Annotated in this window: 12 protein-coding genes; 3 read left to right on the plus strand and 9 right to left on the minus strand. The window is 40.5% G+C overall.

The annotated features are described in order from the left end of the window. Nucleotides 1-20: 20 nt before the first annotated feature. From D0T85_RS05875 to D0T85_RS05890, 4 genes are all read right to left on the minus strand, one after another. Nucleotides 21-584, minus strand: coding sequence for a leucine-rich repeat domain-containing protein (locus D0T85_RS05875; protein ID WP_163211178.1), 564 nt, complete (start codon nt 582-584; stop codon nt 21-23). Between the two features lie 577 nt (nt 585-1,161). Continuing rightward, nucleotides 1,162-2,229 (minus strand): serine/threonine-protein kinase, encoded by a 1,068-nt coding sequence (locus tag D0T85_RS05880; RefSeq protein WP_163211180.1) that lies wholly within the window; start codon nt 2,227-2,229, stop codon nt 1,162-1,164. 147 nt (nt 2,230-2,376) lie between these two features. After that, nucleotides 2,377-3,873: an acetyl-CoA hydrolase/transferase family protein gene (locus D0T85_RS05885; protein WP_163211182.1), complete on the minus strand. Its 1,497-nt coding sequence runs from the start codon at nt 3,871-3,873 to the stop codon at nt 2,377-2,379. 25 nt (nt 3,874-3,898) lie between these two features. Next, nucleotides 3,899-4,249: a hypothetical protein gene (locus tag D0T85_RS05890; RefSeq protein ID WP_163211184.1), complete on the minus strand. Its 351-nt coding sequence runs from the start codon at nt 4,247-4,249 to the stop codon at nt 3,899-3,901. A 334-nt stretch (nt 4,250-4,583) separates the two neighbouring features. On the opposite strand from D0T85_RS05890, the gene miaB reads away from it, so the two are divergent. Next, complete coding sequence (gene miaB / locus D0T85_RS05895) at nt 4,584-5,948, plus strand: tRNA (N6-isopentenyl adenosine(37)-C2)-methylthiotransferase MiaB (protein WP_163211186.1); 1,365 nt, start codon at nt 4,584-4,586, stop codon at nt 5,946-5,948. A gap of 82 nt (nt 5,949-6,030) precedes the next feature. Here miaB and D0T85_RS05900 read toward each other — a convergent pair whose 3' ends face one another. The 4 genes from D0T85_RS05900 to D0T85_RS05915 all read right to left on the minus strand — a co-directional run bounded on the left by D0T85_RS05900 (nt 6,031) and on the right by D0T85_RS05915 (nt 10,651). Beyond that, nucleotides 6,031-7,470, minus strand: a complete 1,440-nt coding sequence (locus D0T85_RS05900) for a hypothetical protein (RefSeq protein WP_163211188.1) — start codon at nt 7,468-7,470, stop codon at nt 6,031-6,033. Then, a complete protein-coding gene (locus tag D0T85_RS05905) occupies nt 7,460-8,170 on the minus strand; it encodes a hypothetical protein (protein WP_163211190.1) in 711 nt (236 codons plus the stop codon). Before D0T85_RS05905 ends, D0T85_RS05900 begins: the two co-directional genes overlap by 11 nt. 61 nt (nt 8,171-8,231) lie before the next feature. Then, nucleotides 8,232-8,834, minus strand: coding sequence for a hypothetical protein (locus D0T85_RS05910; RefSeq protein ID WP_163211192.1), 603 nt, complete (start codon nt 8,832-8,834; stop codon nt 8,232-8,234). Between the two features lie 143 nt (nt 8,835-8,977). Then, nucleotides 8,978-10,651, minus strand: a complete 1,674-nt coding sequence (locus tag D0T85_RS05915; RefSeq protein ID WP_163211194.1) for a nucleoside kinase — start codon at nt 10,649-10,651, stop codon at nt 8,978-8,980. Nucleotides 10,652-10,754: 103 nt separating this feature from the next. Here D0T85_RS05915 and D0T85_RS05920 point away from each other — a divergent pair, with 103 nt between their 5' ends. After that, entirely contained in the window at nt 10,755-12,449 is a 1,695-nt protein-coding gene (locus D0T85_RS05920; protein ID WP_163211196.1) for a Na/Pi cotransporter family protein, read from the plus strand. Between the two features lie 71 nt (nt 12,450-12,520). Here the strand turns inward: D0T85_RS05920 and rd are convergent, their stop codons facing one another. Next, nucleotides 12,521-12,682, minus strand: coding sequence for a rubredoxin (gene rd / locus D0T85_RS05925; RefSeq protein WP_163211395.1), 162 nt, complete (start codon nt 12,680-12,682; stop codon nt 12,521-12,523). Nucleotides 12,683-12,888: 206 nt separating this feature from the next. Here rd and D0T85_RS05930 point away from each other — a divergent pair, with 206 nt between their 5' ends. Beyond that, nucleotides 12,889-15,573 (plus strand): calcium-translocating P-type ATPase, PMCA-type, encoded by a 2,685-nt coding sequence (locus D0T85_RS05930; protein ID WP_163211198.1) that lies wholly within the window; start codon nt 12,889-12,891, stop codon nt 15,571-15,573. The last annotated feature ends 6 nt before the right edge of the window (nt 15,574-15,579 follow it).

Genomic DNA, 15,579 nt, shown 5'->3' on the forward strand with positions numbered 1-15,579 from the left:
GAACGGGCTTACAGCCCTTGCTACCGGAATTCTATTTTGGCATCGCAGCCTTTATTCCAGTTGGGCGATAATTTGGTGGAAGCTGGTAATGAGACAGATTTCAGGCTTTTGCAATTGCTAAATGCAGACTCGTCAATATACTCCAACGAATTAGGAAAAATTGACTTCTCAAGCAATCTGCAATTACCAAAGCAAAACATGCCAATTTTTTTGAGAGAGGCAGAGTATTGAATCGTTGACAGAGCATAACAGTTGTAAAATGCACAATTTCCAATTTCGGTTATGCGATGAGACATATTTACTTCTTTGAGTAAAGTGGATTCAGAAAAAGCCATCTCATTAATTTTAGTAACAACATACGTTTTATCTCTGTTTTTTACAGACTCTGGTATATTGATAACTGTTTCACGATACCCATAAGGTTTCCTGTCTACAGCAACTTCAGTATTAGAAATTACCAGATACTGAATCATTACTCCTTCAGCATTGAGCTGTTGAAAACTTGACTTGTTAAAAACTTCTTGTGCTAAACTTGATAAAGACAGGGTTACAAACGCGGTAAAAATCAAAAGATGTTTGAACATAATATGATATTTTTTAAATTATATCATATATATCCAGGTACGAGCGACAATATAAGTAAACGAATCTTTCAAAAATCTTTGATTCAATAACCTATTGAAAAAAATTGCTTTATCTATTAAAAACGGTTATTCAAAGAAGGTGTAAACGCAATACTGATTTGAGTTAGTTAAGCACTGAAAGTGCGTTCGATTTAGCCCAGGGTTTTAACCCTGGGTATATACGAGATGTACCAATCAGAGTGCTGTAAGCACGAACGAATAGCATAGGGTCGTGCTTACAGCACTTCATTGCTGGCGATTGATAGCTTACCCAGGGTTAAAACCCTGGGCTAAATCGAACGGGCTTACAGCCCTTGCTTACAAACTGTAACCAAATCAAAGACCGTAACTTGTGTTAGTAACCAATTAAAAGAAAAAAGCAATTGCTGCATTTAACTACAGAATTGCAATTGAAATTTAAATCTTAAAAAAAACTAATGGAATTTGTATGCCTTATGAACTTTCAAAACACGACGTACCAGGGCAATGTGGTTTCTAAAATAAATCTCGTAGGGGGGTACAGGTTTGTAGAAAAAGTCTATTTACCCGAAGTATCGACAAAGCTATTATACTTTTCTTCTGCTATAATTCTAAAGTATTTAAAGCGAGTTTCTTGTGTGTAATCAGCAAATTCATTATTTCTCGTTTCGATATACTTGCCACAAAGTTCATCTTCTTTTGCAGCCTGATAGCATTTATCGAAAACTTCTTTAAATATCACTGCGAACTTTTTATGTTCTTCTGGGCTTACTTTTAGTAATGAGTCAACAGGTTTAAAATATTCATTCAGTCTTGTTGTATATCGATCATACTCACTCAATTGCGCACCATCTTGCCTATTCAAAAACAAAGTTCCCACAAGCCCTACAACCACTACGCACGCTGCTACTAAATACCATTTGCGTGCAGTGGTTGGTTGTAATGCCGCTTTCAGCTCTTCTACCGATTGATACCGACGCTTCGGGTCATCAGCAATACATTTATTAATAACTTTTTTGCGGCCAATGCCAATCTCTTTTAATACTTGGCCAATGGCATAAATGTCGCTGGCAGGCAATAATTCGCTTCCGGTTATCTGTTCTGGGGCGGTGTAGCCTTCTGTTCCGGCAGGGTGATAAAGGAAAGCATCCTGATAGGCAAAACCAAAATCAATCAATTTCACATGGTTTCCCTTGCAGGTAATCAGGATGTTACTGGGTTTCAAGTCTAAATGCAGAGTCTGATGCAGGTGCAAATAATCGATAGCAGAAAGCAGTTCGGATATAAAGAGGTTTTGATTGTTTTTATTCTTGAAATAACCAGGACGTATCTTTGTAAATTCGTTCAGCGGGAGTCCATCTACATATTGCATAAAGATCTCAGTATCCGTTTTGTCTACATACTGTACAATGTTGGGATGATCCAGATGTATGCCTACTTCAAATTCCTTTTTAAAAGCTTCCAGGTATATTGTGTTGGTTGTAAGTTCCGGCTTTAACTGTTTCATTAAAAACCATTTATTGTGCCGGTTCACTTTATAACAAAGAGAAGTAGAACCTTCGCCAATAAGCTGTGAGTGTATTGAAGTAGACTGGGGAGTTTTATGCAGAATGAAACTAGAATCCATAATTTAATTAGCGCGAAAGGATGAAAGCGCGAAGGCGCGAAAGGATGAAGGCGCGAAAGGATGAAAGGATGAAGGCGCGAAAGTGTAAAAGCTTTCTTGCTTTCGTGCCTTTACGCTTTCGCGCCTTCGCGCCTTCTTACTTCTTGCCTATTTCCCGTACTTACCCCAGTCGATATTCCTCATATCGCCTGTTTCGTTCAGTTCGGCATGCATGCCCAAGGCTGCTTGTATGCAATGAGGTGTTTGTCCTTTACCGGCAAGTTTTGCATAATCCCACAAGATTTGTTTGTAATCCGGATGCGCGCAGTTCTCAATAATAGCACGTGCTCTTTCTACCGGGCTCTTGCCACGAAGGTCGGCAACTCCCTGTTCGGTGATAACCACATTAACAGAGTGTTCGTTATGATCGTGGTGCGAAACCATCGGAACAATTGAACTGATTTTGCCACCCTTGGCTACCGATGGACAAGAGAAGATAGAGATATAAGCATTGCGGGTAAAGTCGCCCGAACCACCAATACCATTCATCATCTTAGTTCCTGTGATATGCGTTGAGTTGATGTTACCATAGATATCGGCTTCGATAGCTGTGTTCATCGAGATGATACCTAAGCGGCGAACAACTTCGGGGTTGTTTGATATTTCGGAAGGACGCAATACCAGTTTATCGCGGAAGAAGTCGATGTTTCCATAAATCTCATCCAAACAGCCGTTTGTAACCGATAGCGAACAAGTACTACCAAACTTAATACGTCCGGCTTTCATCAGGTCGATTACCGAATCCTGAATTACTTCGGTGTACATTTCAAAGTCAGGAATGGTTTTATCTCTTCCCAATGCTCCCAACACAGCATTTGCAATATTACCTACTCCCGATTGTAGTGGAAGGAAAGAAGCAGGGATAATTCCGCGTTTCATATCCGATACAAGGAAGTTAGCTACGTTTACACCAATCTGATCGGTAATCGGATCGGGTTCGGTAAAGTCGCGTGCTTCATCTTTCATATTGGTTTCTACAATACCCACAATCTTCTTAGGATCAACCTGAACGTAAGTAGTACCAATACGGTCGCTAGATTTGTAGATGGGGATTTCACGACGCAAAGGTGGGTCGAGTGGTTGGTAAACATCGTGCATACCAATCATATTTTTGCTGTGGGCGCTGTTAAGCTCAATGATAATAATATCTGCTTTGTCGCAAATAGTTGGGCTGATACCTCCGGCAGCAGTCAGATAGATTTTTCCGTCGGCAGTTACATCACAGGCCTCAATAATTGCCACATTAACATGACCGAGGAATCCGAAACGGATTTCCTGTGCCATTTGCGAAAGGTGAATATCGTTATAGGCAATCTCGCCATTGTTTACAGCTTTACGGAAATCTCCGTTTGTGGTATAAGGTGCACGGTAACGCATGGCTTTTGCACGGGTTAAAACTCCATCGCAAGAGTCGCCGGTTGAAGCTCCACTTAAAATACTGATCTGAAACGGATTTCCTTTAGCGTGTTCTTCTTCCGCGTTTTTAGCAACTTCTACAATAACGGCTTTCGGAGATCCGGCAGGTGTAAAGCCGCTTACTCCAACAGTATAGCCGTTTTTAATAAGGCTTGCGGCTTCGGCCGCAGATAAAATTCTGAATGACATAGTAATTATTTAATTTTCCATTTAGTTAATACTTTCTGTTCAATATTTCGGACCAGATAATACCTTTACGGATTTCTTCAATAGATTGTGTGTCAATATCACTATTAACAGCTTCATCTTCTTGTAAAGGCGAATTGATAACCTCTCTTGTTTTATCAACGGTTTTTTTAGGGAATTCTGCCGCTTTGGTTCGTTTAATGGTGGGAGGTGATTTTGCCAACGGAGGTACAGGGGTTACTTCCGGAAAAACTTCATCCATATCAAAAGGCACAGGGGGAGTTTTCTTTTCTGAACTATCGTCTGGTTTCAGTACTTGCTTAAAGACAGCAAAGCCAATAAATCCCAGAACCAACAATATGTTTAAAATACCATCCATAGCATTATATAAAATTATTGTTCAAAGATAGCTAATTAATATTAATAGGCTGATTTACAGCTAAATTTTTAACAAGAAAAAAGGGCAGCTTCACAGCTCCCCTTGTTTTTTTAACCTAAACCTTAACTATGAAAAAATCTAATGTTTCTTTCATTGCACAAATATGTGAAATATATTTAATTGAGCAAAACGAGAGCAAATAAATGTTCAATCGATTAACATTTATTATAAATTATAGCTTAAACCTTTTCGGCTTGAGTTAATTTTAAGCAGGGTTTTGATATTATTTAAGGGTTATAGCTATCTTTGCATGTTAAATTTAAAACGAAATAAGATGATGGAGAAAACGGAAGCAGACTTTAAATCTGCAACTGTATCGGGCAGCAAAAAATTGTTTATAGAAACATATGGTTGCCAGATGAATGTAGCCGACAGCGAAGTGATAGCTTCGGTGATGGGAATGGCCGGATATACGGCAGTTGAAACGTTGGAAGAGGCTGATGCTGTGTTCTTGAACACCTGCTCAATCCGCGACAATGCCGAACAGAAGATTCTGAACCGGTTAGAGTATTTTCACTCGTTGAAGAGGAAAAAGAAAAAATTTATAGTAGGCGTAGTAGGCTGTATGGCCGAACGGGTAAAGGATGATTTAATAACCAATCACCATGTAGATCTGGTTGTAGGCCCGGATGCATACCTTTCGTTACCCGACCTGATTGCATCTGTCGAGGCTGGCGAGAAGGCTATTAATGTAGAGCTTTCTACTACCGAAACGTATCGCGAAGTTATTCCTACCCGTATTTGTGGGAATCATATTTCCGGTTATGTGTCTATTATGCGCGGATGCAACAACTTTTGTACATATTGCATTGTTCCTTACACTCGTGGACGGGAACGGAGCCGCGATGTAGAAAGCATTCTGAACGAAGTTCGCGACCTTATCAGCAAAGGTTATAAAGAAGTAACTCTGTTGGGACAAAACGTAAACTCTTACCGGTTCGAAAGTGGCGACGATATTATTACTTTCCCCCAGTTGCTGCGCATTGTAGCTCAGGCTGCCCCGGGAGTTCGTGTACGCTTTACCACTTCCCACCCCAAAGATATGAGCGATGAAACATTAAAGGTTATTGCCGAGGTTCCTAATGTTTGCAAACATATTCATTTGCCTGTACAAAGCGGAAGTTCCCGAATTTTAAAACTGATGAACCGCAAATATACGCGCGAATGGTACTTAGACCGCGTTGCTGCTATCAGGCGGATTGTTCCGGATTGTGGATTAAGCACAGATATATTCTCTGGCTTTCATTCGGAGACAGAAGAAGATCACCGCGAATCACTTTCGTTGATGGAGGAATGTGGATTCGATTCTGCTTTCATGTTTAAATACTCCGAGCGTCCGGGCACTTATGCATCTAAGCACATGGAAGATAATGTTCCTGAGGATGTTAAAGTATCCCGCCTGAATGAAATTATAGCATTACAGAACCGCTTATCTGCCGAATCGAATTCGCGCAGCATCGGAAAAACGTATGAAGTTTTGGTAGAAGGGGTTTCGAAGAGATCACGAGATCAGTTGTATGGCCGTACCGAGCAAAACAAAGTTGTAGTGTTTGATAGGGCAGGGTACAAGATAGGCGACTATGCTATGGTGAAGATTACAGATGCCAGTTCGGCTACGCTGAAGGGCGAGGTAGTTTAGTAGCTAATTTAACAGACCATCCTTAAGAGATACAATGGGATTTGATCTCTTGAGGATGACTGTGAAGATTTTCATTGTGGAGTTATCCTTCCTCCTCTACCTTTTCCCAACCTTTTTTAATATTATCCGCTATATACGAATCGTAAATCTGCATGATTTGTTCTTCGCTGTTCGATATACGGACTTCGCGTTGCAAAGGTTCTTTTCTTTCCGAGCTGTAGTTGGTATAACAAAACACATACGCCGGATATTTGCGGGATGCCTCTTTATTGGTTTTCCACCACATAAACTTTTGCACCATTAATTTACCTTTGGTTTCTTTCTTGTAAACCTCGCGTTGCAGTATTTCACTCTTTTCCTGCGCTGTTGCGGTTTCTTCGGATGGAGCCACATACACAAAATCGGTTATTTGCGATAGCCTCAGGTCGGTAGCATTTACTGATTTATCTTCGCGGAAACGCTCAAAGATGGGGAATATCATGGCAACTCCCGGAGTAATCTTACTCAGTTGATACTTGCCGTTTACTATCTCAAGAACTGGGTTTGTGATAATGGAGGTTGAATTCTCAACAAGTACGTCGTTGAAGTTTACTTCGAGAATAATCTCGGGGCGCACCATGTGGAAAGCAACATGGTTGGAGTCTGTTTCAATGTATTGCGACGGCATCTCCATGGGTTGAAGCCTTTGAAGTATCTCCTTACGCATCTCGTCGGAGAAACCGTTGCCGGTTTTACCTATAATCTGGAACTTTCCTTCCTCGGGCATCATGGCCAGCAGCATACTACGAATCTGCCCTTTTGCATCATCTATCCCTTCGGAATAGCCCACAACTACCACATCGGCCGAGTGACGGGGTTTAAGTTTTAGAATGAAAGGCAAGTCGCTGCGAATAATAATACCTTCGCCATTTTCATCGACTACCCATTTCTCGTAAAGCTCTTTAACCTCTTGTCTGGAATTGGTTTTCTGGTATTTGGGTGGAAAAACAATGTTCGATCCGGGAAAGATGTTACACAGTTCTTTGTAAGTTTCTTCGTAATTAGGGAAGAATTTCTTTTCACCGTCTATTTCAACTATGTCGAAAGGCACCAAACGTAAATCGGGTTGCATAGCCGGATCGGCCCAAGCGCTTAGTACATTGAATACACGGGTACGTCCTTGATCTTCTTTCATGCAAACCTCGCATGCAAAGATAGCCGATTTTTTTCCAGCCTTCTTTAGTAAACGTGTGGCTTCATCAAGAAAAGGCAGTCCGGCTCTAACCTTTCCGCCGGGGTTCATTATGTACGATGTTTCTCCATCAAACAAAAGCACATTAAACTCACCATCGTATTTGTAAGTAAGATAAAACTCCTTGCCTGTAAGCTTATCGTCGATTTGACGTGGGTTTATAGAAAGGAAACTTCTTGATATATCTTTTTTAAACAGCTTGGCTATTTCCCGTGTTTGTTCGTCTACAGCATCCGGTGTTCCAAGCAAATAGCCTCTGTCTTGCTTTAGCTTTGTTATGTCAATCTTCATCGGTAATAATATTTTTTAGTTCAAGGTTTGTTAAATGCAGAATCAGGCAATATTTATTGCCATCTATACGGCCTTCAAGAAAACCACGCTGAGGTTCGCCCCCTGTGGTTAATATAATAGGCTCAATACCTTTAGGTCCACCTCCCATAAACATCAGGGAGTTGCTTTCGGCCAAGGTTTTAGCCATGTCGTAAAGAAAGTCGTATGTTAACCCGTTAACGTGCTTAACCTGGTATTTACGCGAGAAAACGAATTTCTTTACAGCGGCTGTTTTGGGGAAAAGCTTCCCTGTCCACCGCAAAGGTATTTCTTCGGTAACATTCATTTCACGTCTTTCGGCGTCGCGTTCTTCTTTTATGGTTCCATCCGGTGCCTTTACAATTTCTTTTATGTGTATGCGATAAACAATTTCATCGTTACCATTCAGATACAGTTTTTGTGTGCGCGACAGCAGCTTACCAAACAGTTCGGTATCTATTTCGGGATCCGATTTTATAATGGCTTCGCCCAGTTCTACCATATCGGTGTACTCGTTCTTCAAAGCATCGAGAGATGTGTCCATGGTTCCACGCAGTATCTTAATGTTTTTACTGTCGCTACCATCGGGCAACACATATTTTATGCTCGACTTTTGCGGAAGATTGTCTAGCCCTACAAAAGCATCACGTTTTTTATCGTTGGATATATTTAATTGTTTCATATTAGTTTTTGAGTTTTTGAGTTTTTAAGTTATAAACTTACAAACTTATGAACTTATGAACTCACATCATTGAGAAGTCAATATCAAAGTCGTCGGTTTCTGTTTCTTCGGTTTCACTGTCAATTACGGCAGTTTCTTCCAGTGTAATAAATTCGAAGTCGTTTTTATAGCCTACCAGCATAAACAGTTCGGTGCCGTTTGTTATCAGAAATGCCGGATTGGTATCGTAGCTATTGCGGTAGTTAAACCTGAACTCGTAAATATCGTTACCAACAAATTGTATCAGTTCACTGTAATCGCCTGTTAGTTGATATATGGTGGTAATACTATGATCCAGGTAATGCTCAACAGTAACTTTCTTGTCGAGTACTACCGGTGTTGTAAATGTAGAGGGTATTTGCTCTACTTTTTCGCCGTTGCTGTTTACCACTTGTAATTCGCTGCGCTCTACCCATCTGAGGTTTTCGTCGACAATACCAAGGGCTATCCCCCCTTTGGGAATGATGATAGTACCGGATTCGTCCATGCTTACTGCTTTACACTCGTTGTTGTTATCGTCCAGGATAACTTTATCGGTAGAGCCGTAAACCTTAGATCTTTCCAGTTTGGTGGGGGCGCACACATAATTTGCGCCTCCGGCAATAAAGGTTAATTCTTGTGCCATATTTAATAAATTAGGTAATTAATATAAGTATAAGCATTTACCCCGACAGGGGTAATATGTGCATAACCCTGGGTGAGCGAAGCGTAACCCAGGGTAGATAGCTTCTTTTCATGCACATCTCACCCCTCCGGGGTGATTGCTAATTAATATTTAAAACTACTTCCTCCCAGAAACTCTCTGATTAATGAGGTGGGTGGAATTTCTTTATCTTGTATCGGTACAAAATACCGGATAAACTTTAATAAGCGATAGGCCTCGGCATACTCGGGGCAGTTACGGGGAACGCTGCTTAATATCGGTTCGGCGTAAGGACGCAATGCTGCAAATTCAAACAACAATGCCGAGTTAAACATTACATCAGCATTTTCCTGATAGGGGAAAATCCATTTGTCTTCGCCGGCCCTAACGCTTGGCCAACGCGAAATTGTATCTTGGGCCGAGTATCCGCGGTAATTGTAATCTCGGATAATGCGGCGAAGCAACCTGTTGTCGGTGGTTGGTATCCAGTTATGATCGTCGAGCGAGATGGTTGTTAATGCCGATACATAAATTTTATATTTATTTCCTTCGGGAATATGTGCGGTTAATTCCGGGTTCAGTGCATGGATACCTTCTAATATAAGTATGGTATTCTTCTTTAAACGAAGTTTCTCACCCCTGTATTCTTTCTTCCCTAAAGTAAAATTGAAGCGTGGCAGCTCTACCTCTTCTCCTCGTAACAAGGCTTCCAGATGATTGTTGAATAATTCAAGATCCAACGCATATAGCGACTCATAATCGTAGTTGCCGTTTGCATCGAGCGGGGTTTGCTCGCGATCAACAAAATAGTCGTCTAAAGAAATTGGGTAAGGAATTAGTCCGTTTGTCATTAGCTGAACAGATAAACGCTTGCTAAAGGTAGTTTTACCCGATGATGAAGGGCCGGCAATCAATACCAGCTTTACCCGGTTTTCTTCGGTATCCAAGCTATGGATTGTATCGGCTATGCGGGCAATTTTCTTTTCTTGCAGCGCTTCGGCCACATTGATAAGTGGTGTTGCTTCGCCTCTTTTCGAAAATTCGTTCACGTCTCCTACGTTGCTTACCCCCATAATGTAACTCCAACGAAGATATTCTTTAAACACATCAAGCATTTTTTCTTGTTTAATCACATCTTCAAGCTTGGTGGGGTCTTCTTTATTAGGAATGCGCAGAAGCAATCCATCGTAATATTTCACCAGATCGAATAGATAAAGATAACCTGTACTGGGCACTAAGTTGCCATAGTAATAGTCTATTGTATCGGCAAGGGTATAATAATAGGTATAAAGCGATCCTGAAGTTTCTAACAGTTTAACTTTATCATTCATCCCTCTTTGCCTGAATATCTCTACGGCTTCGTCTGTGTGACATTCGGTTCGTTTAAAATAGATATTCTTGTTTATAATTTCCTGCATTCTTGCTTTTATGCGAGATACATCGTCTATTTCTATAGGCCTACCAATTTGTAAATCGCAGAAATATCCTTTCGACACCGGATGCTCAACAAAAAGTTTGGCTTCGGGAAACAGATCTCTCACTGCTTTAAACAATACAAAGCAAAGTGAACGAACATAGGTTCGCATACCCGATAAATCTCTGACATCCAGAAACTCTATATCTTTGTTGTTATATACTTTAAAATTCAATCCTTCTGAACGGTTATTTACTCTGGCGCTAACAATTTGATAGGGTAAATCCAGTTCGAATCCTTGATAAATTTCAAAAAGAGTACTTCCGGGAGGAAATTTTTTTCGTTTATTGTTATTTTTGCAATATATTTGCACCGTTTGTTCCATAATTCTATTTTTTTAAATGAAAAAATGTTAGGGGTAACTCCATTATGGGTTAAATATATTATTAAATGTAAACGCAAGCAAAGTTCGACCAAATTAATAACAAATGCAATATTCTTTTTATGATTTTTTAAAGCTCATTGGCTCTCTCGGACTGTTTCTATACGGAATGAAGATCATGAGTGAAGGGCTTCAGAAAGTAGCCGGCGACAGGCTAAGAGGCATTCTGACAGCCATGACCACCAACCGCGTAACAGGCGTTTTAACAGGCGTTCTTATAACTGCACTCATTCAATCTTCCTCTGCCACAACTGTAATGGTTGTTAGTTTTGTAAACGCGGGTCTTCTCACACTAACCGAATCCATCAGTGTTATTATGGGTGCCAATATCGGTACTACGGTCACGGCATGGATTATTTCAATTTTCGGATTCAAAGTGGATATGTCGGCTCTGGCACTTCCGTTACTTGGTATAGCACTTCCACTTATTTTTTCGGGGAAAAGTACACGTAAATCTATAGGAGAATTCATATTTGGATTCTCTTTCCTTTTTATGGGCCTTGGTTTGCTGAAAGAGAATGCACCGGATTTGCAACAAAACCCGGACATGCTTGCTTTTGTTCAGAACTATACAGATATGGGCTTTGGGTCTATCCTGCTGTTCCTGCTAATTGGTACCATTCTTACCATGATTGTGCAGGCTTCGGCTGCAACCATGGCTATAACACTGATTATGTGTGCCAACGGATGGATTAGTTATGAGTTGGGGGCCGCACTGGTCTTAGGCGAAAATATAGGTACTACCATTACTGCTAATCTGGCTGCAATAACCGGAAATGCCCAAGCCAAACGGGCTGCATTGGCGCATCTGGTATTCAACATATTTGGGGTTATTTGGGTACTTCTTATCTTCCAACCATTTACTAGTGGGGTTTCATGGTTTGTAGATAACTACATACATCCGGGATCGGAAGATGTTGCAGTATCGTACAAACTATCTGCTTTCCATACAGTATTCAATATGTGTAATGTGTGCTTGCTGATTTGGGCAGTAAAACTCATTGAAAGAACTGTTCGATGGATTATTCCGCAAAGAGAAGATGAAGAAGAATACCGTTTGCAATACATATCGGGAGGTATGCTATCTACTGCCGAACTTTCTATATTACAGGGAAGTAAAGAAATTCATTTGTATGCACAACGCACTCACAGAATGTTTGGCATGGTACAATCACTGTTGCATACCAGTAAGGGCGATGAGTTCAACAAAATTCATAGCCGCATACTAAAGTATGAGAGCATTAGTGATAATATGGAGATTGAGATAGCCAACTACCTGAATCAGGTTGCCGAGGGACGGTTAAGTTCGGAAGGTAAATTCCAGATACGTGCCATGTTGCGCGAGGTTACCGAGATTGAAAGTATCGCCGACAGCTGCCACAATATATCCCGTAGCATGGATCGTAAGCGTCATGCAAACGTTGAGTTTACCGAAACGCTATATAAAAACATTGATACGATACTTGATATGCTCAATAATTCGATCTCCTTAATGATTACTATACTCGAAAAACCAGAGCATCTCAATAACAACGAACTGAATAAAATATATAATCAGGAAAACGAAATTAATCATTTCCGCACCCAACTAAAAGACCAAAATATTGTTGATGTTAACAATAAAGAATACGATTATCAAACCGGCGTATATTATATGGATATTATATCCGAATGCGAAAAAATGGGAGATTATATCGTAAATGTGGTTGAGGCTGTTGCGGATGTGAAAGAGAAAAAGTAGGGATATTTACGATTAGACGATTTACGATTGAAATTCAGTGCAACTTCAATCGTAAATCGTCTAATCGTAAATTACTCCACTTTCTCAAAATCATCCTTACCTACACCACAAAGCGGACATACCCAATCGTCTGGAATAGATTCGAAAGGTGTTCCGGGTTCAATACCACTATCTGGATCTCCTACTGCGGGGTCATAAACGTATCCGCAAACGCTACATACATACTTCATAATTCTCTTTTTTAAGTTAATGTTTAAATAACAAGCGAAAAATACAAAAAGTTCGCCGATAACAACCTCTTTTTGTATATGGATTTAATCTTTACTACGATAGACTCTGTCTATAATACACCTCTTTGATTCTAATAAAAGGTTAAACCGAACAATCAATACCAGATATATGTTGTAATTTTACCCCGTAATTTAATTTATATACTGTCATGACGACATTAAACGAAACGTATTTTCATAAAGGTCTTAGTGAGAAAGAAGTTCAGGAAAGTAGGGAAAAACATGGTGCCAACCTTTTAACACCACCCAAGCGCCCCTCATTATGGAAACTATATCTCGAAAAGTTCGAAGATCCTATTATCCGCATTTTATTGGTTGCTGTAGTTTTTTCACTAATCATTTCTATTATAGAAAACGAATATGCCGAAACAATAGGCATTATTATTGCCATTTTGCTAGCTACAGGTATTGGCTTTTATTTTGAATACGATGCTAATAAAAAGTTCGATTTGCTGAATGCTGTAAACGAAGAAACACTTGTAAAAGTAATACGGGCAGGCCGAATTCAAGAAATACCACGCAAAGAGGTTGTTGTTGGCGATATTATTATTCTGGAAACCGGCGAAGAAATTCCTGCCGACGGTGAACTGATTGAAGCCATATCGATGGAGGTAAACGAGTCGAACCTAACAGGCGAACCGGTTGTGAGCAAAACTACCAATCCGGCACACTTTGATGAAGAAGCCACTTACGAATCGAATACGGTACTAAGAGGAACAACTGTTGTAGACGGACATGGAAGAATGAAGGTGCTACATGTAGGTGATGCTACAGAAATAGGCAAAGTAGCCCGGCAAAGCACAGAGCAATCTACCGAACCAACCCCACTTAATATACAATTAACCAAACTAGCCAACCTTATTGGTAAGATTGGGTTTACTGTGGCTGCCCTGACTTTTATTATTTTTGTTTCGAAAGATTTATACCAGTATTTCACAATAAACGGTTCGGCAGGATGGAGTAATTATCTAGCCATTATTCAGATTGTTCTGAAATATTTCATGATGGCCGTAACGCTTATTGTTGTAGCAGTACCCGAAGGTTTACCAATGAGTGTAACCCTGAGCCTTGCACTAAATATGCGCCGTATGCTTGCTACCAACAACCTGGTACGTAAAATGCACGCCAGCGAAACAATGGGAGCCATTACGGTTATCTGTACCGATAAAACAGGAACGCTCACCCAAAACCAAATGACGGTACATCAATCAAACTTCTATGCTTTGGGTACCAATCAGGAGTTGGGCGATAACGAAGTAAGTAAGATTATCCTTGAAAACATAAGTGTTAACTCTACTGCCTTTTTAGAAGAGCCTCAAGCAGGCGGCAAACTAAAGGGAGTAGGAAACCCTACCGAAGTTGCCCTTTTACTTTGGCTTAACGGCAGGAATTATAACTACCTGGAATACCGTGAGAATGCTACAATTGTTGATCAGCTAACATTCTCTACCGAACGGAAATACATGGCTACCATCATCGAATCTTCGCTTATTGGTAAAAGGCTTTTGTTGGTAAAAGGTGCTCCCGAGATTGTATTGGAAAAATGTAATGATGTTGCTCTGGAAAATGAAACAGTAAGTGCCTCTTCCTATCGTTCAACAATTGAAAATCAGTTGTTAGCGTATCAGAATATGGCAATGCGTACTCTGGGATTTGCTTATAAGATACTAGACGATTCGGCCAACTGCGATTGTCCGGAACAGGTAGAAATGAACAATCTTACTTTTTTGGGTGTGGTTGCTATCTCCGACCCCATCCGTCCGGATGTTCCCGAAGCTATTACAGAATGCCAAACAGCTGGTATTGATGTAAAAATAGTAACTGGCGATACACCGGGAACAGCTACCGAGATAGCCCGTCAGATAGGTTTATGGAAACCCGAAGATACCGAACAGAACCGTATAACCGGAGCCGAATTTGGTAATCTTACAGATGAAGAAGCACTAAACCGTGTAATGGATCTTAAAATTATGTCGCGTGCCCGTCCAACAGATAAACAAAGGTTGGTGCAATTGCTACAAAAAAAGGGTGCTGTTGTAGCTGTAACCGGCGACGGAACAAACGATGCTCCAGCTCTTAATCATGCCAATGTAGGTCTTTCTATGGGAACAGGAACATCGGTTGCCAAAGAGGCCAGTGATATTACTTTGCTCGATGATTCGTTCAATAGCATCAGCACTGCGGTAATGTGGGGACGCTCACTGTACAAAAACATTCAACGGTTTATTGTATTCCAGCTAACCATCAACTTTGTTGCATTGCTTATTGTACTGTTGGGGGCATTTATCGGAACCGAACTTCCGCTAACAGTAACACAAATGCTCTGGGTAAATCTTATTATGGATACTTTTGCTGCTCTTGCACTAGCTTCTATCCCTCCCAGTGAGGATGTAATGCTGGATAAACCACGTCGCAGCACCGATTTTATAATCAGCAAACCAATGGCATGGAATATTATTGGTGTAGGTATTGTTTTTGTTGTTACCTTGTTAGGATTGCTATTCTACTTCAACAATACAGCAGGCGGAATGACCATACAACATTTAACAATCTTCTTTACTTTCTTTGTAATGCTTCAGTTCTGGAACCTCTTCAATGCAAGGATATTCGGAACACGTAATTCGGCATTCAAAGGGATTACCAAGTCGTATGGCATGCTGGTGGTTATAGTGATTATTCTGTTAGGACAATTCCTTATTGTACAGTTTGGTGGCGAAGTATTCAGAACCGAACCATTAAGCCTGGGTACCTGGATAATCATTACCGCAGTATCTTCGCTTGTACTGTGGCTGGGCGAGATTGTTAGGTTTGTGCAAAGAGTAATTATTAAATAACCGTAG

Source organism: Bacteroides sp. 519, from assembly GCF_010500955.1.
Lineage (GTDB): Bacteria > Bacteroidota > Bacteroidia > Bacteroidales > Bacteroidaceae > Bacteroides.

Excerpts from the sequence above, each read along its gene's own strand:
- D0T85_RS05915 (WP_163211194.1), bottom strand. The coding sequence starts at position 10,651 with ATGGAACAAACGGTGCAAATATATTGCAAAAATAACAATAAACGAAAA.
- D0T85_RS05890 (WP_163211184.1), bottom strand. The coding sequence starts at position 4,249 with ATGGATGGTATTTTAAACATATTGTTGGTTCTGGGATTTATTGGCTTT.
- D0T85_RS05920 (WP_163211196.1), top strand. The coding sequence starts at position 10,755 with ATGCAATATTCTTTTTATGATTTTTTAAAGCTCATTGGCTCTCTCGGA.
- D0T85_RS05880 (WP_163211180.1), bottom strand. The coding sequence starts at position 2,229 with ATGGATTCTAGTTTCATTCTGCATAAAACTCCCCAGTCTACTTCAATA.
- miaB (WP_163211186.1), top strand. The coding sequence starts at position 4,584 with ATGATGGAGAAAACGGAAGCAGACTTTAAATCTGCAACTGTATCGGGC.
- D0T85_RS05930 (WP_163211198.1), top strand. The coding sequence starts at position 12,889 with ATGACGACATTAAACGAAACGTATTTTCATAAAGGTCTTAGTGAGAAA.
- D0T85_RS05885 (WP_163211182.1), bottom strand. The coding sequence starts at position 3,873 with ATGTCATTCAGAATTTTATCTGCGGCCGAAGCCGCAAGCCTTATTAAA.
- D0T85_RS05905 (WP_163211190.1), bottom strand. The coding sequence starts at position 8,170 with ATGAAACAATTAAATATATCCAACGATAAAAAACGTGATGCTTTTGTA.
- D0T85_RS05875 (WP_163211178.1), bottom strand. The coding sequence starts at position 584 with ATGTTCAAACATCTTTTGATTTTTACCGCGTTTGTAACCCTGTCTTTA.
- D0T85_RS05900 (WP_163211188.1), bottom strand. The coding sequence starts at position 7,470 with ATGAAGATTGACATAACAAAGCTAAAGCAAGACAGAGGCTATTTGCTT.
- D0T85_RS05910 (WP_163211192.1), bottom strand. The coding sequence starts at position 8,834 with ATGGCACAAGAATTAACCTTTATTGCCGGAGGCGCAAATTATGTGTGC.